General features: G+C 71.0%; 23 protein-coding genes. 18 read left to right on the forward strand and 5 right to left on the reverse strand.

Annotated features, from left to right (window positions below):
* Nucleotides 1-4: 4 nt before the first annotated feature.
* The 3 genes from N8A90_RS10395 (at nt 5) to N8A90_RS10405 (ending at nt 1,900) form a co-directional block, all read left to right on the forward strand.
* Nucleotides 5-403 (forward strand): nuclear transport factor 2 family protein, encoded by a 399-nt coding sequence (locus tag N8A90_RS10395; protein WP_262074774.1) that lies wholly within the window; start codon nt 5-7, stop codon nt 401-403.
* 79 nt (nt 404-482) lie between these two features.
* Complete coding sequence (locus N8A90_RS10400) at nt 483-1,076, forward strand: PadR family transcriptional regulator (RefSeq protein ID WP_262074775.1); 594 nt, start codon at nt 483-485, stop codon at nt 1,074-1,076.
* Between the two features lie 2 nt (nt 1,077-1,078).
* The gene (locus tag N8A90_RS10405) at nt 1,079-1,900 is read left to right on the forward strand and encodes a siderophore-interacting protein (protein ID WP_262074776.1); all 822 of its coding nucleotides are present in this window, start codon (nt 1,079-1,081) and stop codon (nt 1,898-1,900) included.
* Between the two features lie 7 nt (nt 1,901-1,907).
* Here N8A90_RS10405 and queG read toward each other — a convergent pair whose 3' ends face one another.
* Nucleotides 1,908-2,975 (reverse strand): tRNA epoxyqueuosine(34) reductase QueG, encoded by a 1,068-nt coding sequence (gene queG / locus N8A90_RS10410; protein WP_262074777.1) that lies wholly within the window; start codon nt 2,973-2,975, stop codon nt 1,908-1,910.
* Here queG and tsaE point away from each other — a divergent pair.
* The 3 genes from tsaE to N8A90_RS10425 all read left to right on the forward strand — a co-directional run bounded on the left by tsaE (nt 2,961) and on the right by N8A90_RS10425 (nt 5,358).
* Nucleotides 2,961-3,461, forward strand: coding sequence for a tRNA (adenosine(37)-N6)-threonylcarbamoyltransferase complex ATPase subunit type 1 TsaE (gene tsaE, locus N8A90_RS10415; RefSeq protein WP_262074778.1), 501 nt, complete (start codon nt 2,961-2,963; stop codon nt 3,459-3,461). The two genes, queG and tsaE, sit on opposite strands and share 15 nt — an antisense overlap.
* The gene (locus tag N8A90_RS10420) at nt 3,458-4,963 is read left to right on the forward strand and encodes an N-acetylmuramoyl-L-alanine amidase (RefSeq protein WP_262074779.1); all 1,506 of its coding nucleotides are present in this window, start codon (nt 3,458-3,460) and stop codon (nt 4,961-4,963) included. Before tsaE ends, N8A90_RS10420 begins: the two co-directional genes overlap by 4 nt.
* A gap of 128 nt (nt 4,964-5,091) precedes the next feature.
* Nucleotides 5,092-5,358 carry a glycine zipper domain-containing protein gene (locus tag N8A90_RS10425; protein WP_262074780.1) on the forward strand — a complete coding sequence of 89 codons (267 nt, stop codon included), beginning with the start codon at nt 5,092-5,094 and terminating at the stop codon, nt 5,356-5,358.
* 140 nt (nt 5,359-5,498) lie between these two features.
* On the opposite strand, the gene N8A90_RS10430 is transcribed toward N8A90_RS10425, so the two are convergent.
* Nucleotides 5,499-6,167 carry a DedA family protein gene (locus N8A90_RS10430; RefSeq protein ID WP_262074781.1) on the reverse strand — a complete coding sequence of 223 codons (669 nt, stop codon included), beginning with the start codon at nt 6,165-6,167 and terminating at the stop codon, nt 5,499-5,501.
* Between the two features lie 39 nt (nt 6,168-6,206).
* On the opposite strand from N8A90_RS10430, the gene mutL reads away from it, so the two are divergent.
* The 5 genes from mutL (at nt 6,207) to N8A90_RS10455 (ending at nt 11,955) form a co-directional block, all read left to right on the forward strand.
* On the forward strand, nt 6,207-8,084 hold the full coding sequence (gene mutL / locus N8A90_RS10435) for a DNA mismatch repair endonuclease MutL (RefSeq protein WP_410087659.1): 1,878 nt from the start codon (nt 6,207-6,209) through the stop codon (nt 8,082-8,084).
* Nucleotides 8,085-8,192: 108 nt separating this feature from the next.
* Nucleotides 8,193-9,080 (forward strand): alpha/beta hydrolase, encoded by an 888-nt coding sequence (locus N8A90_RS10440; protein WP_262074782.1) that lies wholly within the window; start codon nt 8,193-8,195, stop codon nt 9,078-9,080.
* Between the two features lie 61 nt (nt 9,081-9,141).
* Entirely contained in the window at nt 9,142-10,374 is a 1,233-nt protein-coding gene (locus tag N8A90_RS10445) for a Bcr/CflA family efflux MFS transporter (protein WP_262074783.1), read from the forward strand.
* A complete protein-coding gene (gene miaA, locus N8A90_RS10450) occupies nt 10,367-11,311 on the forward strand; it encodes a tRNA (adenosine(37)-N6)-dimethylallyltransferase MiaA (protein WP_262074784.1) in 945 nt (314 codons plus the stop codon). The genes N8A90_RS10445 and miaA overlap by 8 nt, the downstream gene beginning before the upstream one ends.
* Nucleotides 11,308-11,955: an ABC transporter ATP-binding protein gene (locus N8A90_RS10455; protein ID WP_262074785.1), complete on the forward strand. Its 648-nt coding sequence runs from the start codon at nt 11,308-11,310 to the stop codon at nt 11,953-11,955. Before miaA ends, N8A90_RS10455 begins: the two co-directional genes overlap by 4 nt.
* A 22-nt stretch (nt 11,956-11,977) precedes the next feature.
* On the opposite strand, the gene N8A90_RS10460 is transcribed toward N8A90_RS10455, so the two are convergent.
* Together N8A90_RS10460 and N8A90_RS10465 are read right to left on the reverse strand one after the other, a co-directional pair.
* Nucleotides 11,978-12,946, reverse strand: a complete 969-nt coding sequence (locus N8A90_RS10460) for a threo-3-hydroxy-L-aspartate ammonia-lyase (RefSeq protein ID WP_262074786.1) — start codon at nt 12,944-12,946, stop codon at nt 11,978-11,980.
* Nucleotides 12,947-13,058: 112 nt separating this feature from the next.
* Nucleotides 13,059-13,532, reverse strand: a complete 474-nt coding sequence (locus tag N8A90_RS10465; protein WP_262074787.1) for a helicase SNF2 — start codon at nt 13,530-13,532, stop codon at nt 13,059-13,061.
* A gap of 178 nt (nt 13,533-13,710) precedes the next feature.
* Here N8A90_RS10465 and N8A90_RS10470 point away from each other — a divergent pair, with 178 nt between their 5' ends.
* The 7 genes from N8A90_RS10470 (at nt 13,711) to N8A90_RS10500 (ending at nt 22,470) form a co-directional block, all read left to right on the forward strand.
* Nucleotides 13,711-16,257, forward strand: coding sequence for an FtsX-like permease family protein (locus N8A90_RS10470; RefSeq protein WP_262074788.1), 2,547 nt, complete (start codon nt 13,711-13,713; stop codon nt 16,255-16,257).
* A gap of 15 nt (nt 16,258-16,272) precedes the next feature.
* Nucleotides 16,273-17,631, forward strand: coding sequence for a D-serine ammonia-lyase (dsdA, locus tag N8A90_RS10475; RefSeq protein WP_262074789.1), 1,359 nt, complete (start codon nt 16,273-16,275; stop codon nt 17,629-17,631).
* A 5-nt stretch (nt 17,632-17,636) separates the two neighbouring features.
* Nucleotides 17,637-18,680, forward strand: a complete 1,044-nt coding sequence (locus tag N8A90_RS10480) for a lipocalin-like domain-containing protein (protein ID WP_410087660.1) — start codon at nt 17,637-17,639, stop codon at nt 18,678-18,680.
* A gap of 212 nt (nt 18,681-18,892) precedes the next feature.
* Nucleotides 18,893-20,425 (forward strand): ATP-binding protein, encoded by a 1,533-nt coding sequence (locus tag N8A90_RS10485; protein WP_262074791.1) that lies wholly within the window; start codon nt 18,893-18,895, stop codon nt 20,423-20,425.
* Nucleotides 20,422-21,105, forward strand: a complete 684-nt coding sequence (locus N8A90_RS10490; protein WP_262074792.1) for a response regulator — start codon at nt 20,422-20,424, stop codon at nt 21,103-21,105. Before N8A90_RS10485 ends, N8A90_RS10490 begins: the two co-directional genes overlap by 4 nt.
* 87 nt (nt 21,106-21,192) lie before the next feature.
* Nucleotides 21,193-21,387 (forward strand): hypothetical protein, encoded by a 195-nt coding sequence (locus tag N8A90_RS10495; protein ID WP_262074793.1) that lies wholly within the window; start codon nt 21,193-21,195, stop codon nt 21,385-21,387.
* Nucleotides 21,388-21,402: 15 nt separating this feature from the next.
* Complete coding sequence (locus N8A90_RS10500; protein WP_262074794.1) at nt 21,403-22,470, forward strand: hypothetical protein; 1,068 nt, start codon at nt 21,403-21,405, stop codon at nt 22,468-22,470.
* 146 nt (nt 22,471-22,616) lie between these two features.
* Here N8A90_RS10500 and bamA read toward each other — a convergent pair whose 3' ends face one another.
* A complete protein-coding gene (bamA, locus tag N8A90_RS10505; protein WP_262074795.1) occupies nt 22,617-25,034 on the reverse strand; it encodes an outer membrane protein assembly factor BamA in 2,418 nt (805 codons plus the stop codon).
* Between the last annotated feature and the right edge of the window lie 3 nt (nt 25,035-25,037).

Consider the following 25,037-nt stretch of genomic DNA (forward strand, 5'->3'; position numbering starts at 1 on the left):
TGCGATGAGCACCAACCTGGACATCATCCGCGCGACCTACGAAGGCCCGTCGGAAGAGAACGGCAAGCACCTGCTCGCCGCCCTGGCCCCCGACGCCACCTGGACCGAAGCGGCCGGCTTCCCCTACGCCGGCACCTACACCGGCCCCGAGGAAATCTTCGACGAAGTCTTTCGCCGGCTGGCGACCGAGTGGGTGGGCTACAAGGCCGCGGTCCATACCTACCTGGCCGACGGCGATCGCGTCGCGGCCTTCGGCGTGTACTCCGGGACCTACGCGAAGACCGGCAAGTCCATGAGCGCGACCTTCGCGCATCTCTACAGGCTCAAGGACGGCAAGATCCAGAGCATGGAGCAGTACGTCGACAGCGCGCTGGTCCAGCAGGCGATGACGGCCACGCCCTAGCGAAGAAGCGTTCGGCGAGGTTGACTTAGACTCTATTTAGATATATCGTTATTAAATTCGATACAACGAAATAGATGTCATGCACCCTTCTCATCACCACCACCCTGCCCACGGCCATCACCACGCCTGCATCCGTCGCGGCGAGCACGACGACGGCCTGGGTGGCGGCCGCGGCCACCGCGGCGACGGCGACGGCCCGCGCGGCGGCCGCATCTTCGGCCACGGCGGCCTGCGCTTCGTGCTGCTGCAGCTGATCGCCGACAAGCCCAGCCATGGCTACGAACTGATCAAGTCCATCGAGGACCGCCTCGGCGGTGCCTACAGCCCGAGCCCGGGCACCGTCTACCCGACGCTCACGCTGATGGAAGAACAGGGCTGCCTCAGCGTCGAGGAGGCCGATGCCGGCGGCCGCAAGCGCTACCGCATTACCGACGCCGGCCAGGCTTTCCTGGCCGACAACCGCGCCACCGCCGACGCCATGCTGGCGCGCATGCAGGGCGGCGTCGACGGCGCCGGCCCGCGAGGCGGCCGGCCACCGCAGGTCACGCGCGCCATCGAGAACCTCAAGCTCGCCATGCGGATGCGGCTGTCGCGCGAAGCGCTGACACCCGAGCAAGCCAACGCCTTCGCCGCGGTGCTCGACCATGCGGCCCAACAGCTCGAACAGATCTAGCCATGAACGACACCTCCCTCCTCCCCGACCGCACGCCGCAGCGCGTGCGCCACACGCTGCGCTTTCGCGAGCTCGCGGTGCAGGCGGTGCAGCGCGTCACGCCGCACCTGGTGCGCATCACGCTCGGCGGCGAGGCGCTCGACGGCTTCACCAGCCCCGGCTTCGACGACCACGTGAAGCTCTTCTTCCCCGACGAAGCCACCGGCGCGCTGACGCTGCCGACCGTCGGCCCGGACGGCCCGATCTGGCCCGAAGGCCGCAAGCCGACGATGCGCGACTACACGCCCCGCCACTTCGACGCCACGGCGCAGACGCTGGAGATCGACTTCGCGCTGCACGAAGCCGGCCCCGCCACGCGCTGGGCCGAACAGGCGGCCGTCGGCCAGCGCCTGGGCGTCGGCGGCCCGCGCGGCTCCTTCATCGTGCCGACCGCGTTCGACTGGCATCTGCTGATCGGCGACGACACCGCCTTGCCGGCCATCTCGCGGCGCCTGGCCGAACTGCCGAAGGGCGCGCGCGCCGTCGTGCTGGCCGAAGTCGACAGCGCTGCCGACCATGTCGAGCTGCCGAGCGGGGCCGACGTCGACATCACCTGGGTCCACCGCACCGGCGCCATCGCCGACACGCCGCCGCTGCTGGCCGCGCTGCACGCCACGCGCCTGCCGACCGGCGCCTTCCACGCATGGATCGGCTGCGAGTCCGCCCATGCCAAGGCGCTGCGCGCGCACCTGATCGACGAATGCCGCGCCAACCCGAAGTGGATCCGTGCCTCGGGCTACTGGCGCGCGGGCACGGCCGCGACGCACGATTCGCACGACGAATAGCGCGTCTTCAGACGGCCTGCGCCAGGGCCCACGCGACATGCTCGCGCACCAGCGGGCTCGGATCGTCCCGGCGTGACGCGAGCGCCGCAACGGCCTCGCCCTGCCCGGCCCGCGCCGCGTTGCCCAGCGCCACGGCGATGTTGCGCAGCCAGCGCTCGTGGCCGATGCGGCGGATCGGGCTGCCTTCGGTATGGCGCAGGAACTCGTCCTCGGTCCACGCGAACAGGTCGGCGAGCATGCGGCCGGTGAGCCCGTCGCGCGCATCGAAGTCGGGCAGCGCGCTCTTCTTCGCGAACTTGTTCCAGGGGCAGATCAGCTGGCAGTCGTCGCAGCCGTAGATGCGGTTGCCCATCAGCGCGCGCAGTTCCAGCGGGATGGCACCCGGGTGCTCGATGGTGAGGTACGAGATGCAGCGCCGTGCGTCGAGCCGTTGCGGCGCGACGATGGCCTGCGTCGGGCACACGTCGATGCAGGCACTGCACGATCCGCAGTGCGCGCTGACCGGCTCGCTCGGCGGCAGGGCCATGTCGACATAGATCTCGCCCAGGAAGAACATCGAGCCGGCGTCGCGGTCGAGCACCAGCGTGTGCTTGCCGCGCCAGCCCTGGCCGCTGCGTGAGGCGAGTTCGGCTTCCATCACCGGCGCCGAATCGGTGAAGGCGCGGTGGCCGAAGGGGCCGACCTCCTGCGCGATGCGCTCGGCCAGTTTCGCGAGCCGGCTGCGCAAGACCTTGTGGTAGTCGCGGCCCCGCGCATACAGCGAGACGATCGCCTCGCCGGGCCGCGTCAGCCGGTCGAACTCGACGGCCTGCCAGTCATCGGCGGTGGCGCGCGGCAGGTAGTCCATGCGCGCGGTGATGACCGACACGGTGCCCGGCACCAGCTCGGCCGGCCGGGCACGGCGCGTGCCGTGGGCGGCCATGTAATGCATCTCGCCATGGAACCCTTGGGCCAGCCATTGCATCAGACCCGCCTCGGCGCTCGACAGATCGATGCCCGCGACGCCGATTTGGGAGAATCCCAGTTCCCGGGCCCAGGCCTGAATCCGATTGACGAGTTGATGGCTGCCGATCACCTGCCGATTGTAGAAACGCCCAGCGCCACCTTGACGTGGCAAGGCGAAGCCGACACCGAGGCCTTCGCGCGTGCGCTCGCGAGCGCCCCGGCGCTGCGCGATGCCTTCATCGCGCTGCAGGGCGAACTGGGCGCCGGCAAGACCACCTTCGTGCGGCACCTGCTGCGCGCGCTCGGCATCACCGGCCGCATCAAGAGCCCGACCTACGCCGTCGTCGAGCCGCACGAGGCGCCCGACGGCCTGCCCATCTTCCATTTCGACTTCTACCGTTTCAGCGACCCACGCGAGTGGGAAGACGCGGGCTTTCGCGATCTGTTCGCGGGCCCCGGCCTCAAGCTGGCGGAGTGGCCGGACCACGCCGCGGGCCACCTGCCGCCCGCGGACCTCACCCTTAGGATCGAAGCCATGACCGACGACACCCGCACCGTCCACCTGACCGCCGGCACGCCGCGCGGCCACACGCTGCTGGCGGCCGCCGCCGCATGACGAAGGCGCAGCCCCTCCTCCCGTCGCCGCGCCGCGCCTTCCTGAAGGCCGGCAGCCTGGTGCTGCTGCTGGGCGTGCAGGAGATCGCGCGCGGCGCCACCATCATGGCGGTGCGCGTCTGGCCCGCCGACGACTACACGCGCGTCACCATCGAGTCCGACGGCCGGCTGCAGACGCAACAGCTCACGGTGGGCAGCCCACCGCGGCTGGCGGTCGACATCCAGGGCATCGAACTGAACCCCGCGCTGCGCGAGCTGGTCGGCAAGATCAAGCCGGGCGACCCGTTCATCAACGGGCTGCGCGTCGGCCAGTTCGCACCCGGCGTGGTGCGCATCGTGTTCGACCTCAAGCAGGCGGTGCAGCCGCAGGTGTTCTCGCTCGCGCCGATCGCCGCTTACCGGCACCGGCTGGTGCTCGACCTCTTCCCGGAGCGGCCGGTGGACCCGATGGAAGCGCTGATCGCCGAGCGCCTGCGCGACGCGCCGCGCGCCGGGAGCAGTGACACAACGGTGGCCGGCATCGCGCCACGCGATCTGGCCACACTCGGTGCGCCGCCCGCACCCACGCGCGCGGCCCCGCCCGGCGTCGACCCGCTGGGTGACCTGATGGCGCAGCAGTCGACCCGACCGGCAACGCAAACCTCGGGCGCGCCGTCGCTGGTCGCGCCACCGCAACTGCCGCCGGTGGTGGCGACCGCACCGCTGAAACCGGCCGCGCCGCCCGCACCCGCACCATCACGCAGCGCACCGCCCACCACGGCCACCGCCAGCCGCACCGACCGCATCATCATCATCGCGCTCGACCCCGGCCACGGCGGCGAAGACCCGGGCGCCATCGGCCCCGCCGGCACGCGCGAGAAAGACATCGTGCTGCAGGTGGCGCACCGGCTGCGCGAGCGCATCAACGCGGCCAGCGTGAACGGCAGCCCGATGCGCGCCTTCCTCACGCGCGACGCCGACTTCTTCGTGCCGCTGGGCGTGCGCGTGCAGAAGGCGCGGCGCGTGCAGGCCGACCTGTTCGTCAGCATCCACGCCGACGCCTTCACCACGCCCGCGGCCAGCGGCGCGAGCGTGTTCGCGCTGAGCCAGTCGGGCGCCTCCAGCAGCGCCGCGCGCTGGATGGCCAACAAGGAGAACCAGGCCGACAAGGTCGGCGGGCTCAACATGGGCGAGCACGAGGTGCAGGTGCAGCGGGCGCTGCTCGACATGAGCACCACCGCGCAGATCAACGACAGCCTCAAGCTCGGCAGCGCCATGCTGGGCGAGATCCGCAACATCGGGGCGCGCCTGCACAAGGGCAGCGTCGAGCAGGCCGGGTTCGCGGTGCTGAAGGCGCCGGACATCCCCAGCGTGCTGGTCGAGACCGCCTTCATCAGCAACCCCGACGAGGAAGCCAAGCTGCGCAGCACGCAGTACCAGGAGAACCTGGCCGATGCGCTGATGCGCGGCATCCAGCGCTACTTCGCGCAGAACCCGCCGCTGGCGCGCAGCCGGCAGTTGTGAGCCAGGTGAGCCAGGCCGTCCCGCAGGGATGGCGCGCCGTGTCGCGCAGGCAGCGGTGGTCTGCTCCTACAGGTTCGGCGCGGACGGTCCAGACAATGGCTTCATCACATCATCGAAAGGTGGACACCATGAAGACACGTCTCTGGATCAGCGCGGCGGCGGCCGCTTCCCTCGTGACCCTGGTCGGTTGCGCCGGCACGGGCCCCAACCAGCAACTGGGTGTGGCAGGCGGTGCCGTCGGCGGCGCCCTGATCGGCAATGCGATCGGCGGCAGCACGGCGGCGACGGTCGGCGGCGCGGCCATCGGCGGACTGGTGGGCAACGAAGTCGGCCGCAATGCCGATCAGCGCAACCAACAACGTTCTTACTACCCGAACAATGGTCCCCGGTACTAGGCTCTCCCCCAGGTTGGCTCACTGCGTGTAGCCGCCCACCCCCTCACCGGGGGCGATACCTGCGGCCCGGCAGAGCCGGTTCCGCGGTATCTCTGGAACAGTCGTAAGGCGCACGTTGTGCGCCTTACTCCGTTTGGCGATCAGGAACCTGGGGTTGTTGCAGCCCGCGCTTTCTCGGCGCGGCCGGCGCGCCAGGCGCCGAAGATGGCGACGAGGCCGGGCACGAGGATCAGGCCCCAGATGATCTTCTCGAGGTGCTGGCGCACCAGGGGCAGATTGCCGAAGAAGTAACCTGCCGTGGCGATGCCCAGCACCCAGATCAGCGCGCCGACGACATTGAACATCGTGAACTTGGCGCGGTTCATTTCGGCGACGCCGGCCACGAAGGGCGCGAAGGTGCGGATGAAGGGCATGAAGCGCGCCAGGATGACGGTCACGCCGCCATAGCGCTCGTAGAAGCCGTGCGCCTGGTTGAAGGCCTTCTTGTTGAAGAAGCGCGAGTCTTCCCACTGGAACACCTTCGGCCCGAAATACCGGCCGATGCTGTAGTTGCACTGGTCGCCCAGGATGGCGGCGGCGATCAGCACCGCGCAGGCGATGGGGAAACTCATCAGGCCGATGCCGCACAAGGCCCCGACGATGAAGAGCAGCGAGTCGCCCGGCAGGAAGGGCATCACGACGACGCCCGTCTCCACGAACACGATGGCGAAGAGCAGCGCATACACCCAGGGCCCGTAGGCGATCACGAAGGCCTCGAGGTGTTTGTCGATGTGGAGGATGAAATCCAGAAGAAAGTGCACGATGTCCATGCCGCGCATTATCCCGATGCCGACTTCTAGAATGCCCCGGTGAGTGCTCTTCCCTCCTCTGTGCCCATTCCCCTGCCCATTCCGCCCGACGCCGACGCCAGCGCCCGCCGCCCCATCCGCGAGCTGCCCGACGAGCTGATCAGCCAGATCGCCGCCGGCGAGGTGGTCGAGCGGCCCGCGTCGGTGGTGCGCGAGCTGGTCGACAACGCGCTCGACGCCGGCGCCACGCAGGTGACGGTGCGGCTGTCGGCCGGCGGCGTGCGCCTGATCTCGGTGGAGGACGACGGCCACGGCATTCCGCGCGACGAGTTGTCGGTGGCCCTGCGCCGCCACGCCACCAGCAAGATCGCCAGCCTGGGCGACCTCGAGACCGTCGGCACCATGGGCTTCCGCGGCGAGGCGCTGGCCGCCGTCAACTCCATCGCCGAACTCACGCTGCATTCGCGCGCCCGCGGCGCCGACGCGGCCTATGCGCTCGACGGCCGCACCGGCGAACTGCGCCAGGTGGCGCGCTCGGTCGGCAGCACGGTCGAGGTGCGCGAGCTGTTCTACGCCACGCCGGCCCGGCGCAAATTCCTGAAGACCGACGCGACCGAGCTCGCGCACTGCGTCGAGGCCGTGCGCCGGCATGCGCTGGCGCGGCCCGACGTCGGCTTCGCGGTGTGGCACGAGGGCAAGCTGGTCGAGCAGTGGCGTGCCACCACCGCACGCGACCCGCGCCTGGCCGACGCGCTCAGCGACGACTTCGTCGCGCGCAGCGTCGCGGTCGAGCATCTGCTCGGCGCAGTGCGCGTCGAAGGCCGCGCCGGCATTCCCGATGCGGCCCGCGCGCGGGGCGACCAGCAGTTCTTCTACGTCAACGGCCGCTTCGTGCGCGACAAGGTGCTCAACCACGCCGTGCGCAGCGCCTACGAGGACGTGCTGCACGGCCAGCGCCAGCCGGTGTATGCGCTGTACCTGACCATCGACCCGGCCCGGGTCGATGTCAACGTGCACCCGACCAAGATCGAGGTGCGCTTTCGCGATGGCCGCGAGGTGCACCAGGCGGTGCGCCAGGCGGTCGAGAAGGCCCTGGCGGCGCCGCGCGCCGGGGAGGCCGAAACGCCCGCCGCTGCGACCCTGTTTCCCCCGCCCGCTCCGACACCGGCCCTGCCCGTCTGGACCCAGCCGCGCATGCATTTCGCCGCCGAGCGCGGCACCGGCGACGCCGCCGCGATGTGGCCCGGCGCGCCCGCTGCGGCCCCGGCAGCCCCCCGGACCTGGGCGGACCTCGGGCTCGGCACGCCTGCGGCCAGCGCCGTTGCACCCACGTCGGCCCCCGACACCGCCCCGGTCTGGCCGCTGGGCCGCGCCCTGGCCCAGCTGCACGGCATCTACATCCTGGCCGAGAACGCCCAGGGCCTGGTCATCGTCGACATGCACGCCGCGCATGAGCGCATCGTCTACGAGCGTCTCAAGACCCAGCTCGCCGGCGCGGCCATCAGCAGCCAGCCCTTGCTGATTCCCGCAACTTTTGCGGCCACCCCCCAGGAAGTCGCCACGGCCGAGGCCTGCGCCGGGGTGCTGCCGACGCTGGGGCTGGAGATCACGCCCTTCTCGCCCCGCACCCTGGCGGTGCGCGCCGTGCCGGGGACCCTGGCCGACGGCGACCCGGTCGAACTGGCGCGCAGCGTCCTGGCCGAGCTGGCGCAGCACGACGCCAGCACCGTGGTCCAGCGCGCCCAGAACGAGCTGCTCGGCACCATGGCCTGCCACGGCGCGGTGCGCGCCAACCGCAAGCTGACCGTGGACGAAATGAACGCGCTGCTGCGACAAATGGAGGCCACCGAGCGCTCCGACCAGTGCAACCACGGCCGCCCGACCTGGCGGCAGCTCTCGGTGCGGGAGCTCGACGGGCTTTTCCTGCGCGGCCGGTAACAAAAGTTATATCGGGGTTTCCGATCGTCATCGGCCGAGCGGGCACGCACGTTGCATGGGCTCCCTGTCGGAACTTTCCGACGTCATCGCCTGTCTGTCTGCCCACGCATGAAACACTGGTCCCTGTTCGCCACGGCCACCGCGGCCCTCGCTTTGCTGGCCGGCGGTTGCTCGACGCTCGACGAGCGCCAGCGCGAGTGGATCTTCCAGCCCAGCGACCGCAGCTGGGGCAATTCGGAAGCCATGACCGAGGGCATGGACCACGTCTGGATCGATTTCAAGTCCAACGTCACCGGTGAGCCGGCCCGCCTGCACGGGCTCTGGCTGGGCGGCGCGCCCGAAAGGGCCGACACCCCCGTGCTGCTGTACCTGCACGGCGCCCGCTACAACGTCGCCGGTTCGGCCCCCCGCATGCGGCGCATGCATGACCTCGGCTTCTCGGTGCTGGCGATCGACTACCGCGGCTTCGGCAAGAGTTCGGCCGGCCTGCCGTCCGAAGCCACCGCCCGCGAAGACGCCCGCGCCGCCTGGACCTGGCTGGCCGCCCGTCACCCGCAACAGCACCGCTACATCTTCGGCCACTCGCTGGGCGGGGCCATCGGCATCGACCTGGCCGCCAGCGTCAACGACGAGAGCGGCACCATCGTCGAGAGCACCTTCACCTCGATCGCCGACGTGGTGGGCAGCTTCAAGTGGGGCTGGCTGCCCTTCAGCGCGCTCATCACCCAGCGCTTCGAGGCCATCAGCAAGGTGCAGAACATCGGCGCGCCGCTGCTGGTGGTGCACGGCACCGCCGACAGCCTGATCAACCCGACGCTCGGCCGCAAGCTCTACGAGGCGGCCAAGGTGCCGAAGATGTTCGTGCTGGTCGAGGGCGGCTCGCACCACAACACCAACTCGGTCGGCGCGGCGCAGTACCGGGCCGCGCTGTCGCAGCTGTTCCGCATGAAGCCGCCGGGCACCGACGTCGCCGGCAATAACGCGCACGCCATCTGAGAGGCTGAGCGGCCGGCCCGGCCGACGCGCGGGGCACGCTTCATTTGTTACCCTTGGGCGCATGCCGCCCTCTTCGCCTGCACAGGCCGTCTCGCCCTCCGCGCGGCCCGCCCTCGGCATGCCGCCCGAACTGGTCGTCCTCACGCTGGCCCTGCTGCTGGGCATCCAGCCTGTCACCACCGACCTCTATCTCCCCGCGCTGCCGGCGCTGACGAGCGGCTTCGGCGCACCCGTGGCGCATGCGCAGCTCACGCTCACGGCGCTGCTGCTCGCCTTCGGCTGTTCGCAGTTGCTGCTCGGCCCGCTGTCCGACCGTTTCGGCCGCCGGCCGGTGCTGCTGTGGGGCCTGGCGGCCTATGTGCTGGCGGCGGTGGGCGCGGCGCTGGCACCATCGATGGCGCTGCTGATCGTCTGGCGCACGCTGCAGGGCGCGGCCATGGGCGCGGCGGTGATGGCGGCCCGCGCCATCGTGCGCGACCTGTATCAACCGGCCGACGGCGCGCGCGTCATGTCGCGTGCGCTCACCGGCCTGGGCGTGATCGCCTGCCTCTGCGCGCCGGTCGGCGGGCTGGTGTCCGACCTGGCCGGCTGGCGCGTTGCGCTGCTCGTGCCGGCGCTGTTCGGCGCCGTGTCGTTCGGGCTGGTCGCCTGGCGCTTCGACGAATCGCTGGCCCGCCGCGACCCGCAGGCGCTGCAGCCCGGCACGCTGGTCCGCACCTGGGCGACGGTGCTGCGCCAGCCCACCTTCCAGGCCTTCTGCGCGCTCACGACCGCGTCGTACGCCCTGCTCTTCACCTTTCTGGCCGCCTCGTCCTTCGTGTTCATCCAGGTGCTGGGCCTGACGAAGACGCAGTACGGGCTCGTGATGCTGTGGAATTCGCTGTCGTACATCGGCGGCACCTTCGTCTGCCGCTACTGGCTCGCGCGCCACGGCGTGCGCGGCAGCGTGGCGCGCGGCGCGGTGCTCACGCTGTCGGGCGGGCTGCTGATGGCCGGCCTGGCCTTCGCGGGCGTCCGCTCGACGGCGGCGATCGTCGGCCCGCTCACGCTCATGATGCTGGGCCATGGCGTGCACCAGCCCTGCGGTCAGAGCGGCGCGGTCGGCCCGTTCCCGCAGGCGGCGGGCGCGGCGTCGGCGCTCAACGGCTTCGTCATGATGCTGGCCGTCTTCGGCGTCGGCGGCTGGCTGGGCACGCACCTCGACGGCACGGTGCTGCCGCTGACCTACGGCATGGGTTTCTGGAGCGTCTGCGTGGCGCTGCTGGCGTGGACGGTGGTGCAGAAGCATGGTTGAACGCGGCTTGCGCTATGCCGCCATCGCCGGCCCCACCGCGTCGGGCAAGACCGCCGCCGCGCTGGCCGTGGCGGCGCGGCGGCCCGTGGAGATCGTCAGCGTCGACTCGGCGCTGGTCTACCGCGGCATGGACATCGGCACCGCCAAGCCCACGCCAGCCGAGCGCGCCGCGGTGCCGCACCACCTGATCGACATCCGCGATCCGCGCGAGCGCTACAGCGCCGCCGCCTTCGTGACCGACGCGACGCGCCTGATCGGCGAGATCACGGCGCGCGGCCGGCTGCCGCTGCTGGTCGGCGGGACGATGCTGTACCTCAAGGCGCTGGCCGACGGCATCGACGCCATGCCCGCGGCCGACCCGGCCGTGCGCGCCAGGCTCGAGGCCGACGCCGCGGCGCATGGCTGGCCCGCGATGCATGCGCGCCTGGCCGAGGTCGACCCGGTGACGGCCGCGCGGCTCGCGCCCAACGACAGCCAGCGCATCCAGCGGGCGCTGGAGGTCTGGCACACGAGCGGCCAGCCGCTGTCGCACTTTCATGCCGCGGGCAAGGCCGCATCGGCCACCGATCGGCCCGTCTGCGCGCTGCTGGTCTCGCTCGAACCCACCGACCGCGCCTGGCTGCACAGCCGCATCGCCGAGCGCTTCGACGCCATGCTGGCCGGCGGCTTCATCGACGAGGTGCAGACGCTGCGCGCACGCGGCGACCTCGACCCCGACCTGCCGTCGATGCGCTGCGTGGGCTACCGCCAGGCCTGGGAAGCGCTCGACGGCGACTTTCCCCTGGCCGAGTTGCGCGAGCGCGGCATCGCCGCCACGCGCCAGCTCGCCAAGCGGCAGATCACCTGGTTGCGCAGCATGCCGCAGCGCCACGTCGTCGCCGCCGAGGCACCGGACGCCACCGCGCAGGTGGTCGACCGCATTCTGGAAATTCAATGACCCTCTACGTCGACGGCCTGGCCAAGCGCTACGGCGACGCGACCGTCTTCGCCAACGTCTCGCTCGACGTGGCGCCCGGCGAGTTCGTCGCCATCGTCGGCGAATCGGGCGTCGGCAAGTCGACGCTGCTCAACTGCATGGCCGGCCTCGACCGCTGGGACGCCGGCCGCATCGTGCACGACGGCACCGACATCGGTGCGCTCGACGCCGAGGCCTGCGCGATCTGGCGGCGCAGCCACGTCGGCTTCGTCTTCCAGGCCTTCCACGTGCTGCCGCACCTGGACGTCGCGCAGAACGTGGCGCTGCCGCTGATGCTGCTCAAGCAACGCGACGATGCGCGCGTCGCGCGCATGCTCGAGGTGGTCGGCCTGGCCGGCTTCGGCGCGCGCCTGCCGCAGCAACTCAGTGGCGGCCAGCTGCAGCGCGTCGCCATCGCCCGCGCACTGGTGCACCGCCCCGCCCTGCTGCTGGCCGACGAGCCGACCGGCAACCTCGACCCGACCACCGCCGCCAAGGTGATGGACGTGCTGCTCGCGCAGACGCGCGAGCATGGCGCGTCGCTGGTGCTCGTCACGCATTCGGAGACCGCCGCGGCGCGCGCCGATCGCGTGCTGCACCTGCAGGCGGACGGCATCGCGCGCTGAGCGCCGCGGGCGCGCGGGCGTCTCAGGCGCCGGTCGTCAACAGCGCCGCATAGCGCGCCAGGTCGACGTTGCCCCCGCTCACGATCACGCCGACCTTCGCGCCCTGCAGCGACGGCGCATCGGCCACCGCGCCGGCGAAGGCCAGGCAGCCGGTCGGCTCGACCACCATCTTCATGCGCTCGGCGAAGAAGCGCATGCCCTCGACCAGTTGCGCGTCGCTCACGGTGCGGATGTCCGCCACATCGCGGCGGATGATGCCGAAGGTGTACGCGCCCAGGTGCTGCGTCTGCGCGCCGTCGGCGATGGTCTTGGGCGTCTCGATGTGCACGATGTGGCCGGCGCGCAGCGACTGCTGCGCGTCGTTGCCGGCCTCGGGCTCGACGCCGTAGACCTTGCAGCCGGGCGACAGCGCATGCGCCGCAAGCGCCGAGCCGCTGGTCAGCCCGCCGCCGCCCAGGCATACGTACAGCGCATCGAGCGGGCCGACCTCCTCGATCAGTTCCTTCGCTGCGGTGCCCTGCCCGGCGATCACGTCCGGATGGTCGTACGGTGGAATCAGCGTCATGCCGCGTTCGCTCGCCAGGCGCTTGCTGATGGCCTCGCGGTCTTCGGTGAAGCGGTCGTAGGTCACCACCTCGGCACCGTAGCCGCGCGTGGCCGTCACCTTGGCGGCCGGCGCATCCAGTGGCATGACGATCACGGCCGGCATGCCGAGCAGCCGGGCCGACAGCGCGACGGCCTGCGCATGATTGCCCGAGGAGAAGGCGATGGCGCCGGCCCGGCGCTGCGCCGCATCGAAGCGCGACAGCGCGTTGAAGGCACCGCGGAACTTGAAGGCGCCCATGCGCTGGAAGTTCTCGCACTTGAAGAAGAACTGCGCGCCCCAGCGCGCATCGGCGGTGGCCGAACGCAGCACCGGGGTGCGGTGGGCGTGGCCCGCCAGCCGTTCGGAGGCGGCGGCCACATCGTCGTAGGTGGGCAGTGAAATCATGCGGGAAGCTTAGCGGATCGCCTCCGCCACCGTGCACACCCCTGGGCATGAAAAAGGCCGCCGTCTCTCGACGACGGCCTCGTTTCAAAGCCAGCGAAGCTGGCGGCGCGGATCAGAGCGGCATGGCCGTCGTGTTGCGTGCGGCCTCGCGGGCCTCCGCACGGACCGTGGCGCGATCGGCCTGACCAACGGTCGGTGCCGGGAAGCCATACATCGCCGCATCGCTGTAGATGTCGCCTTGGCGAGCGGCCTGGCTGGCTTGCGCGCGGACGGCAGCGCGGCTCAGGCCCGAGTCCGTCACCGGAGCGACGCCGCCGTACGAGGCTTCGCTGAATTGATCACCGGCACGCGCCGCCACACGGGCCTGCGAAGCGACGTCGGCACGGCTCACCGTCGAGTTCACGGTCTGCACGCCCTGGTACGTTTCCGCTTGCGCGCCGCTGGCGACACCGAGGATGGAAAGAACGACGGCGCCGAGAAATTGCGAGGTCTTCAGTTGCGGGGTCTTCATGATGATTCCTTCAAAAGTTTGGATGAATTTCGAACCGGTATCGGGGGGCGCCGTCCTCTTGATGGGGGCGGCCACCGCGCTCGGTGCCTAGCTCACCCAGATCAGCGTCTTCAACCCGGTTGCGTCTGCTGCTCTGTTGGGATGAATTGTCCGCCGCACACCCACGTGCAACACGGGCCGAAATGAACCACGGTGTTCTCGGGAACGAAACAATGGCGGCATGGCGTCCGACGCCGCGGGCCACAATCGAACGATGCGCGCGCTGCTTCTCACCTTCTCCTGGCAGGAACTGCGGCATCACCCGTGGCGCAACGCGGCCGCCGTGGTCGCCGTGATGCTGGGCGTGGCGCTGGCCTTCTCGGTGCACCTCATCAACGCCTCGGCGCTCGACGAGTTCTCCAGCGCCGTGCGCTCGGTCAACGGCCAGCCCGACCTGGAGCTGCGCGCCGCGCAAGGCAGCTTCGACGAGGCGCTGTTCGCGCGGGTGGTGCGCCATCCGCAGGTGGCGCTGGCCAGCCCGGTGGTCGAGGCTTCTGCAACCGCCGTGGTGGGCGATCGGCGGCTGCCGCTGCGCATCGTCGGTGTCGATGCGCTGGTGCTGCCAACGCTCGCGCCGGCGCTGATGCCGGTGCCGGCCGACGGTGCAGAACGCTTCTCGCTCTTCGCACCGGGCCAGGTCTTCCTCAATGCCGCCGCACGCACGGCGCTGGGCGACACGGTGCAACGCGTCACGCTGCAGATCGGCACGCAGCGCCGCGAGGTGCAGGTTGCCGGCAGCGTCTCGGCCGGTGGCACGGCGCTGGCGGTGATGGACATCGGCGCCGCGCAGGAGCTGTTCGGGCGCGTCGGCCAGCTCACACGCATCGACCTGCGCCTGGTCGACGGCACCGACCGCGCGGCCTTCACACGGGCGCTCGAAGGTGCGCCCGATTGGCCGTCGAACGTGCGCATCGCCGAGCCCGGCGATGCGGCGGAGCGCGTGAGCAACCTCTCGCGCGCCTACCGCGTCAACCTCACGGTGCTGGCGCTGGTCGCGCTCTTCACGGGTGCCTTCCTGGTGTTCTCAGTGCTGGCGCTCAGCGTCGCCAAGCGGGCGCAGCAGTTCGCGCTGCTCGGCGTGCTGGGCCTCACGCCGCGCGGCCGGCTCGGGCTGGTGCTGGCCGAATCGCTGCTGCTCGGCGCGGTCGGCAGCGTCGCGGGCATCGCGCTCGGCGCGGCGCTGGCCGTGTTCGCGCTGAAGGTGCTCGGCGGCGACCTCGGCGGCGGCTATTTCGCAGGCGTCGCGCCCACGCTGCGCTGGAGCAGCGGGGCCGCCCTGCTCTACGGCGCGCTGGGCATCGCCGCGGCCGGCGTCGGCGGCTGGTGGCCGGCGCGCGCGGCGCAGTCGCTGCCGGAGGCGCAGACGCTCAAGGGCCTCGGCGCCACGGCCCCGCAGCGCGGCGGGCGACTCGTGCCGCTGGCGCTGCTGGCGATCGGCGTCGCGCTCGCCAGGCTGCCGCCGATCGCCGACATCCCGGTGGCGGCGTACCTCTCGGTCGGCTTCCTGCTGGTGGGCGGCATCGCCGCCCTGCCCTGGCTGATCGCGCTGCTGTACGACCGCCTGGCGCCGGCCTTCGCGCAGCGCGTGCTGCCGATGCTGGCGATCGAGCGCGCGCGCCGCATGCGCGGCACCGCGGCGGTCGCGGTGAGCGGCGTGGTCGCGAGCCTGAGCCTCGCGGTGGCGCTGACGGTGATGGTCGCGAGCTTCCGCGATTCGGTCACGCGCTGGCTCGACGTGGTGCTGCCGGCCGATCTGTACCTGCGCGTGGCCGGCAGCACGGGCAGCAACGGTGGCGACGACGCGGCCTTCACGCCCGCCTTCGTGCAGCGACTCGCGCAGTTGCCGGGGGTGGCGCGCACCGGCACGCTGCGGCTGCGTCCGCTGCTGCTCGACCCGGCACGCCCGGCCGTCTCGCTGATCGGCCGCAGCTTCGAGGACGGCGGTGCCGCGCGCACGCTGCCGCTGGTCGGCGAGGCGCTGCCGGTGCCCGCGGGGCAGATCGGCATCTACGTGAGCGAGGCGATGGTCGACCTGTACGACGCCCGGCCGGGCACCACCTTCGCGCCGCTGGCGCGGGGGCTCGGCACGACGTCGACGTTCTTCGTGGCCGGCGTGTGGCGCGACTACGTGCGCCAGTTCGGCACCATCACGATGGACGCACGCGACTTCGAGCGCCTGACCGGCGACCGCAGCGCGAGCGACGTGTCGCTGTGGCTCACGCCCGGCGCGGCCGAGGGCGAGGTGCAGGCGGCGGTGCGCCAGCTGGCGGCCGACGAGCCAGGGCTGGGCGATGCGGTGGAGCTGTCGTCGGTGGCACAGATCCGCGCGACCTCGCTGCGCATCTTCGACCGCAGCTTCGCGGTCACCTACTGGCTGCAGGCGGTGGCGATCGCCATCGGGTTGTTCGGCATCGCCGCGAGCTTCAGCGCGCAGGTGCTGGCGCGACGCAAGGAATTCGGCCTGATGGCGCACCTGGGCTTCACGCGCCGCCAGGTGCTGGCCGTGGTCGCCGGCGAAGGCGCGGCATGGACGGCCATCGGCGCCGTCGCGGGGCTGGCGCTGGGGCTGGCGGTGTCGGTCGTGCTGGTGCATGTGGTGAACCCGCAGAGCTTCCACTGGACGATGGACCTGCTGGTGCCCTGGCGGCGGCTGGTGGCGCTGTGCGCCGCGGTGGTCGCAGCCGGTACGCTCACGGCCTGGCTGGCGGGCCGCGCGGCCGCCGGGCGCGACGCCGTGCTGGCGGTCAAGGAAGATTGGTAGAGAGAACCCTGAAATATGAACAAAGACGACACCCTGGGCGGCCGCAGCGCCGCCGAATGGCGCAGCGCCATCCCGCTCATCGACGACCTGGTCGCGCTGAAGGAACTGAGCTGGTTCAACCCCGGCATCGCGCCCACGGCGCAAGCGCTGGCCGATGTCGGCCTGGATGCATCGGACGTCGCCGCGGCCAGCGCGCGGCTGCAGCGCTTCGCGCCGTGGATCGCGCGTGTGTTCCCCGAGACGCGGGCCGCCGGCGGGCTGATCGAATCGGACATCGCCGCATTGCCCGCGATGCAGGCCGCGCTGTGCCGCGACGCCGGCATCACGCCGCAGGGCGCGCTGTGGCTCAAGAAGGACAGCCACCTGCCCATCTCCGGCTCGATCAAGGCGCGCGGCGGCATCTACGAGGTGCTCGCGCATGCGGAGCGCCTGGCCCTGGCCGCCGGCCTGCTGCGCGAGGACGACGACTACGCACGGCTCGACAGCGACGCCTTCCGCGCCTTCTTCGGCCGGCACCGCATCGCCGTCGGCTCGACCGGCAACCTCGGCCTGTCGATCGGCCTGATGGGCGCCAAGCTCGGTTTCCACGTCACGGTCCACATGTCGGCCGACGCGCGCGCCTGGAAGAAGGCGCGGCTGCGCGCGAACGGCGTGCACGTGGTCGAGTACGCGTCCGACTACAGCGCCGCCGTGGCGGAGGGTCGCCGCCAGGCCGAGGCCGATCCGCAGTGCCACTTCGTCGACGACGAGAATTCGACCGACCTCTTCCTCGGCTACGCGGTCGCGGCGGAGCGGCTGCAGCAGCAACTGACCGCCGAGGGCATCGCGGTCGATGTCGAGCACCCGCTCTTCGTCTACCTGCCCTGCGGCGTGGGCGGCGGGCCGGGCGGCGTGGCCTTCGGGCTGAAGCTGATCTTCGGCGACGCGGTGCACTGCGTCTTCGCCGAGCCTACGCACGCGCCCTGCATGCTGCTGGGCGTGCGCACCGGCCTGCACGAAGACGTGGCGGTACAGGACTTCGGCATCGACGGTGTGACCGCCGCCGACGGCCTGGCCGTGGGCCGGCCCTCGGGCTTCGTCGGGCGCGCGATGCAACGCCTCATCGACGGCTACATCACGGTGAGCGACGACACGCTGTACCGGCGCATCGCGCAGATGGACGCGCTCGAGGGTGTGCGGCTCGAGCCCTCGGCCGTGGCTGGCCTGCCCGGCATGGTGCAGGTGCTGACCGAGACACAGGGCTACCGCCAACGGATGGGGCTGTCCAGCGAACGGATGGCGCACGCCACGCACCTGGTGTGGGCCACCGGCGGCGGGATGGTGCCGGAGGACGAGATGGCCAGCTACCTCGCGCAGGGCCGCGCACTCGCATGAACCCGATGCATCGCCGCACCCTGCTGCTGGCGATGCTGTCGGCGCCCGCCGCCTGGGCACTGCCGCCGCGGGCATTGCAGTTTCCGCGCGACTTCGGCAGCCACCCCGACCTGCGCACCGAGTGGTGGTACATCACCGGCCACGCGCAGTCGGGCACGCGCGAATTCGGCTTCCAGCTGACCTTCTTCCGCTCGCGCGTGGACGACACCCAAGCCATGCGCTCGGCCTTCGCGGCGAAGCAACTGATCTTCGCGCACGCCGCCGTCACCGACCTGCAGGGCCGCCGGCTGCTGCACGACCAGCGCATCGCGCGCGCCGGCTTCGGCATCGCAGAGGCCGGTGAGGCCGATACCGACGTGCGCCTGCGCGACTGGACGCTGCAACGCAGTGCCGGCGGCGGCTACCAGGCGCGGCTGCCGGCCGGCGACTTCGCGCTGGCGCTCGACTTCATGCCCACGCAGCCGGTGCTGCTGCAGGGCAGCGCCGGCCTGTCGCGCAAGGGGCCGCAGCCCGAGCAGGCCAGCTACTACTACAGCGAGCCGCAGCTCGCCACGCGCGGCCGGCTCATGGCGCAGGGCCAGGCCTTCGACGTCGAAGGCACCGCGTGGCTCGACCACGAGTGGAGCGAGGCGCTGATGCACCCCGAGGCGGTCGGCTGGGACTGGATCGGCATGAACCTCGACGACGGCAGCGCGCTTACCGCCTTCCATCTGCGGCGCGCCGACGGCAGCGCGCTGTGGGGCGGCGGCTCGTGGCGGCCGCGCGGCGGCGAGGCGCGCAGCTTCGGTGCCGACGCCGTGCACTTCGCTGCCGAGCGCCGCTGGGCCAGCCCGCGCACGCAGGCCGCCTACCCGGTGCAGTGGCGCATCGGCACGCCCGCCGGGCGCTTCACCGTGCGGGCGCTGCTCGACGACCAGGAGCTCGACAGCCGCGGCTCGACCGGCGCCGTGTACTGGGAAGGCTTGAGCGAGCTGCTCGACGACCAGGGCCGGCGCGTCGGGCGGGGCTACCTGGAAATGACGGGCTACGCGGCGCGCCTGCGGCTGTAGCGGCCGCTGCATCCGGCTTCACACGGCCTTTACACGGCCGACACCTGGCGTGTTCGTGCCGTCCCGAGAATCGCTGGCGGTCGCGATGCCCACCACCGCATCGCCCGCATCTCCCAAATCTCTCCGACATTCCCCCGCAAGATCGCGCCGTCACCTCGGCCCTGTCGATGCACCACCCGCAGCGCACCGCGCCTTCTCCGAAACGGACCCCTGTGCGCCGCCCTCTTTTTCCTCGCCTGACGCTCTCCCGAAAGATCTTCCTCGCGCTCGCGACGCTGCTCGTCCTGCTGCTGCTGATCTTCACCGCGTTCTCGATCGTCGGCCTGCAGCGCGGCCTCGGGCCTTACGCGGCGGAGATCCAGATCCGCCGCATGACCTGGCTGGTCGAGCAATTGCAGAAGAAGTACGCCGTCGACGGCAGTTGGGACGTGCTGCGGCGCGACGGCCTGGTCTGGCCGCGCCTGCAGTGGGGCGAGCGCGACGTGGCCGGCGCGCAGCTCGGGGGGCGCCGCCTGCCGCCCTGGTACGACCGCTCCGGCCCGCCGCCCGGCGACGGCGTGCTGCCCCTGAACGGCCGCGCATTCCTCCCACCGCCGCCCGACGAAACCCCCGATGGCGGGCCCGACCTGATCTTCAAGCACCTCGGCGTGATCGATGCCGACGGCGCTCATGTGGCCGGGGCGCATGTCAACACGCCCGACGCGGCGCGCCTGCCCCTGATGCAACGCAACCGGGTCGTCGGCTACCTCGTGCTGGCGCCACCGGAGGTGTTCCGGGGCCAGGTCGATCGCGCCTTCCTGGCGCGCCAGTCGGGCTTCCTGGCCTGGACCGGCCTGGTCGGGCTGGGCGTGGCGCTGGTGCTGTCGTGGCTGGTGGCACGCCGCTGGCTCGCGCCCATCGATGGGCTCAGCCGCGCCGCGCAGGAGATCGCCCACGGTCGCCTCCACACCCGCGTGGTGGTGGACGGCACCGACGAGCTCGCGCTGCTCGGCCAGACCTTCAACTCCATGGCCGAACGGCTCGACACCATCGAAACCTCGCGCCGCGCCTGGCTGGCCGACGTCGCGCACGAGCTGCGCACCCCGCTGGCCGCGATGCGGGCCGAGATCGAAGCCTTGCAGGACGGCGTGCGCCGCTTCGACGACAAGACCGCGCTGCGGCTGCACCGCCAGGTGATGCGGCTCGGCCAGCTGGTCGACGACCTGCGCAGCAGCATGCGCGAGCCGGACGGCGTGACCGCGCACGGCATCTCCCCGTTCACAACCGTGTTCCCCTTCACGCTGCTGACCGAGGCCGTCGAGATGATGCGCGAGCGCTTCGCGCAGCGCGACATCGCGGTCGACACGCGCCGCCTGGGCAGCGTCGACAACGGGCTGGCCATGCGTGGCGATGCGCCGCGCATGCACCAGGTCTTCATGAACCTGCTGGAGAACGCGCTCAACTACACCGACGCCGGCGGCAGCGTGCGGCTGAGCGCCAGCGTCGAAGGCAGCACCAGCGACGGCCTGCTGCACCTGCGTTTCGACGACAGCGCGCCCGGCCCGCTGGTGCACGAGGTCCCGCGGCTGTTCGACCGCCTGTTCCGCGGCGAGGCATCGCGCAGCCGCGAAACCGGCGGCTCCGGCCTCGGCCTGTCCATCTGCCGCACCATCGTCGAAGAACACGGCGGCAGCATCGACGCCTCGCCGTCGCCGATGGGCGGCCTGCGCGTCATCGTCACCCTTCCCCTGAGCCCCGCCCCATGACCCGCATTCTCATCGTCGAAGACGAACACGACATCGCCTCGGTGCTGCAGGACTACCTGCGGCACGAGGGCTACGACACCGAGCACATCGCCGATGGGCAGCTCGCGCTGGCACGCATCCAGGCCGACCCGCCCGACCTGACGCTGCTGGACGTCATGCTGCCGCGGCTCGACGGCCTGGCCGTGCTGCGCGGCGCCCGCGCGCACTCCGACGCGCCGGTGATCATGCTCACCGCGCGCACGGAGGAAATCGACCGGCTGATCGGCCTCGAGCTGGGGGCGGACGACTACATCTGCAAGCCCTTCTCGCCGCGCGAAGTGGTGGCGCGGGTGCGCGCAGTGCTGCGCCGCACGGCCCAGCAGGCCGCCGTGTCGAACGGCCCCGCGTGTGCGCTCGCGCTCGACGAGGAACAGTGGAGCGCCAACCTGCATGGCGAGCCGCTCAACCTGACACGGCGCGAGTTCCGCCTGCTGCAGGCACTGGCGCGCCACCCCGGCCGCATCTTCTCGCGCGGGCAACTGCTCGAGCTGGCCTACGAGCCGGTCGACGACGTGACCGAACGCGCCGTCGACAGCCACATCAAGAACCTGCGACGCAAGCTCTCCGCACGCTCGCCGTCGCACGACTGGATCCGTTCGGTGTACGGCATCGGCTTCTCGCTGGAGGCGCCGGACGCCTGACCCGGCCGTCACGGGCGCAGCGTCGCGTTCCCATATTCCTCCGCATTCGCTGCGCACAGTCGAGGCTTCTCAACAAGGAGTCGAGTGATGAAAAGACGCGATGGCGTATTGGCCGTGATGGCCGCCCTGGCGCTGAGCGGCTGTGTCATGCTGCCGCCCCCGCCGCCATTTCCGCCCCCACCGCCACCCCATACGCCTCGCCCACCGGGCGAGGCGCTGGAGGGCAGTCGCGAGCGCGACGACGATGGTCAGCCGGTGGTCCGGCCCGGACGCCAGCCCTGAGCCCGCGAGGCGCGCATGCGGATTCCCCTTCCCTTCCTGGCGCTGCTCGGCCTCTCGGCCGCCGTCGGTGCCGAAGCCAATCTCGTGATGGCGCCTTCGCTGACACGGCCCGTCGCCGTGACGATGAGCGGCTCGGCCACGCGCGCTGCAAGCGCGGCGCCCTTCGCGTCGGACGCCTGGTGGCTGGGCTTCCAGGACGACACGCTGAACGCGCTGATCCTCGCCGCCCGCCACCATGCCAGCGGGATGCCGGGCGCCACCGCCACGCTGACCGTGGCGGGCGACGCGCTCGCCCTGCCGCTCGACATGCAGGTGGCTGCGGCCTACGTGAGCGCCAAGGTCGACAGCATCGGCATCGAGCTCATCCGCGAGGCCATGGCGGCCACGCGGCGGGAAGCCGAGCTGATGGCCGCCGGAACGCTCTCGGAGGTCAACCGGTCGGTACTGCAGCAGCGCATGACCGACGCGATCGCGGCCGAGCGCACGCTGGTCGACCGGCGCGCCATGCTGCTCGCGCTCCTGTCCACCCGCTGCGGGATGGGCGCCCAGGCGCTTGAGGCACTCGTCATGCCGGCCTTGGCCGAACAACGGTTGCCGCAGTTCACCGCGCGCCTTCCCGAACAGGCGCCGATGGACTGGGTTTTCAAACGGCAGGACGTCGTGCTCGCGCAGGCGCTGCGCGCCATCGCCGCGCCCTCGCGCACGACGGCGGGCAACGACGGCTACCTCCACGGCGTGGTCGCGCACGCAACGGCCGAGATCTCGGCCGCCGTGCACGAACTGCAGGCGCAGCACGCCGAGACCGCCGCACTGGAGGCACAGGCCACCAACGTCCGCCGGTCGCTCGAAGACGCCCTGGCGCGCCAGCAGGACGGTTCCGGCTCGGAGCTGGACGTGCTGGAACGCTACCAGCAGCTCATGCTGTATTCGCAGCAGTTCAGCAGCGCCAGCGGCACGCTCGCCCTGGGCTGGATCAAGCTGCTGTACCGGCTGCAGGGTGCGCTCGGCACCACGGTCGACGGCTCGGCGTGGCCCGCATCGCACCCCCCTTCGCAAGGCGCATTGCAGCACCCGCTGATCTAGGGCCGGCCGCCCACGAGCACGGGCAGCGCCGGCAAGAAATACACGAATGGAATTCCTCCGCGCCCTGCAAGCGCTCTGGCACGCGCTGGTCGCGCTGGCGCAGCTGGTGGGCGAGCTCCTCGATCGCCTGCCCTGAGCCCACGGGCTCAGAACGCCGTGCCGATCTGGAACTGGAAGCTCTGCGTCCGGTCTTTCGCGATGCCGTTCGTGTCGTCCGCCTTCTGGTATTTGACCGGAATGGCATAGGCCACGCGCAGCGGCCCGAGCGGCGAGATCCAGCTGATGCCCAGGCCCACCGACGCCCGCAGGGCCTGCTGGGCCTTCCACTGCGCATCGGTCAGGCTGGCGCTGCGTTCGGCGAACACATTGCCCATGTCGAAGAAGCTGTAGAGCCGCAGCGTACGGTCGTTGCCCGCACCCGGGAAGGGCGTGCTCAGCTCGGCATTGAAGATCGCCCTGCGGGTGCCGCCCAGCGCGCCGTCGGTCACGCTGTCGCGCGGCCCCAGCGAGTTGCTCTCGAAGCCGCGCACCGAGCCCAGGCCGCCCGCATAGAAGTTCTTGAACACCGGGTAGGTCTGACCGGCCAGCGCCTTGGCATAGCCGAGCTGCCCGTTGACCGCCAGCGTGTACTGCTTGTTGAGCGCGAAGTACTGCTGGTACTGGTAGTCGGTCTTGAGGTAGCGCATGTCGCCGCCGACGCCGACCTCCAGGTTGGCCGACTGCAGGCGGCCCTTGGTCGGCACCAGCGCGCTGTCGCGGTCGTCGCGCGACCAGCCCACGGTCAGCGGAATGCCCCAGACGCCTGCCTTCGTGCAGTTCGTGACCACGCCGCTGCTGGCGTCGCGGCTGCAGGCGAAGTAGTCGCTATAGGACTGCGGCACGCCGGTGTCGTAGGTCGTGCCATCGACCGTCGTGGTGGTGCCGTTGGAGCCGGGGTCGAAGTGGTACTTCTCGAGGCCGATGCCGAAGAAGACGCGATCGATCTCGTTGAAGGGCACGCCGAACTTGATCGACGCCCCCTCATGCACCAGTTCGTAGTTGCCGTCGACGTCGTAGTACGGCCGAGACGTCGAATAGAAGGCCGAGACCGTGCGCGAGATGCCGTCGCGCGTGAAGTACGGGTCGGTCGCCGACAGCGAGATCGCCTTGCTGTAAGAACCGGCGCTCACCGACAAGCCCAGGTAGTTGCCCGAGCCGAAGACGTTCTCCTGCGTGATGCCGAAGGTCAGCGTGACGCTGTCGCTGCTGGAGAAGCCGGCGCCCAGCTGCAGGCTGCCGGTGGGCTTCTCCTTCACGTCGACCATCAGGTCCACCTCGTCGGGCGAGCCCGCGACCTCCTGCGTCTCGATGTTGATGTCGGTGAAGTAGCCCAGACGGTCCACCCGGTCACGCGAGAGCTTGATCTTGTCGCCTTCGTACCAACTCGCTTCGTACTGGCGGAATTCGCGCCGGATCACCTCGTCGCGGGTGCGGCTGTTGCCGCCGATGTTCACGCGCCGCACGTACACGCGCCGCTGCGGCTCGCCCTTGAGCACCAGCGTCACGCGGCGCCGCTCGCGGTCGATGTCCGGCTGCACCACGACCCTTGCAAAGGCGAAGCCGAAGCTCGCGTAGTAGTCGGTGAAGGCCTTCGTCGTCGCCGTCACCTGCTCGCCGTTGTAGGGCTCGCCGACGCGGACGTCCACCAGCGCCTGGAACTCCTTCTCGCGCGCCAGGTAGTCGCCGTCGAGCCGCACGCCGGCAACCACGAAGCGCTCGCCCTCGGTGATGTTCACCGTCACGCTGAGGTCCTGCCGGTCGGGCGAGACGGCCACCTGCGTCGAGTCGATGCGGAACTCCATGTAGCCGCGCGACAGGTAGTACGAACGCAGCGTCTCCAGGTCGGCATTGAGCTTGGTGCGCGAATACTGGTTCGACTTGGTGTACCAGCTCATCCAGCCGCCGCTGTCCTGGTCGAACAGGCTCAGCAGCGTGTCCTCCGAGAAGGCCCGCTGGCCCACGATGCGGATCTCGCGGATGCGGGCGGGCTCGCCCTCCGTCACATTGAAATTCAGGTTCACGCGGTTGCGATCGATCGGCGTGATGGTGGTCACCACCGTGGCGTTGTAGAGGCTGCGGCTGACGTACTGGCGCTTGATCTCCTGCTCGGCGCGGTCGGTCAGCGCCTTGTCGTAGGCGCGCCCTTCGGCCAGGCCCACCTCGGCCAGGGCCTTGAGCAGCGCCTTCTTGTCGAACTCCTTGGCGCCGACGAAGTCGACGTCGGCCACCGTGGGGCGCTCCTCCACGATGACGATCAGCGTGCCGTCGCGCACGTCGATGCGCACGTCCTTGAAGACTCCGAGCTCGAACAGCGCACGGATCGATGCCGACCCTCGCTCGTCGGTGTAGGTGTCGCCGACATGCAGCGGCACGGTGGCGAAGACGGTGCCGGGCTCGACGCGTTGGAGCCCCTCCACGCGGATGTCGCGCACGGCGAAAGGTTCGATGGCCCAGGCGGCTGGGGCTGCCAGTGCGCCGGCCACCGCAGCGGCCGCGCCCAGCAGGCGAAAGTTGGAAAAATGCATGCT

Origin of the sequence: Variovorax sp. N23, from assembly GCF_025486315.1 — a bacterium.
Taxonomy (GTDB): Bacteria; Pseudomonadota; Gammaproteobacteria; order Burkholderiales; family Burkholderiaceae_C; genus Variovorax.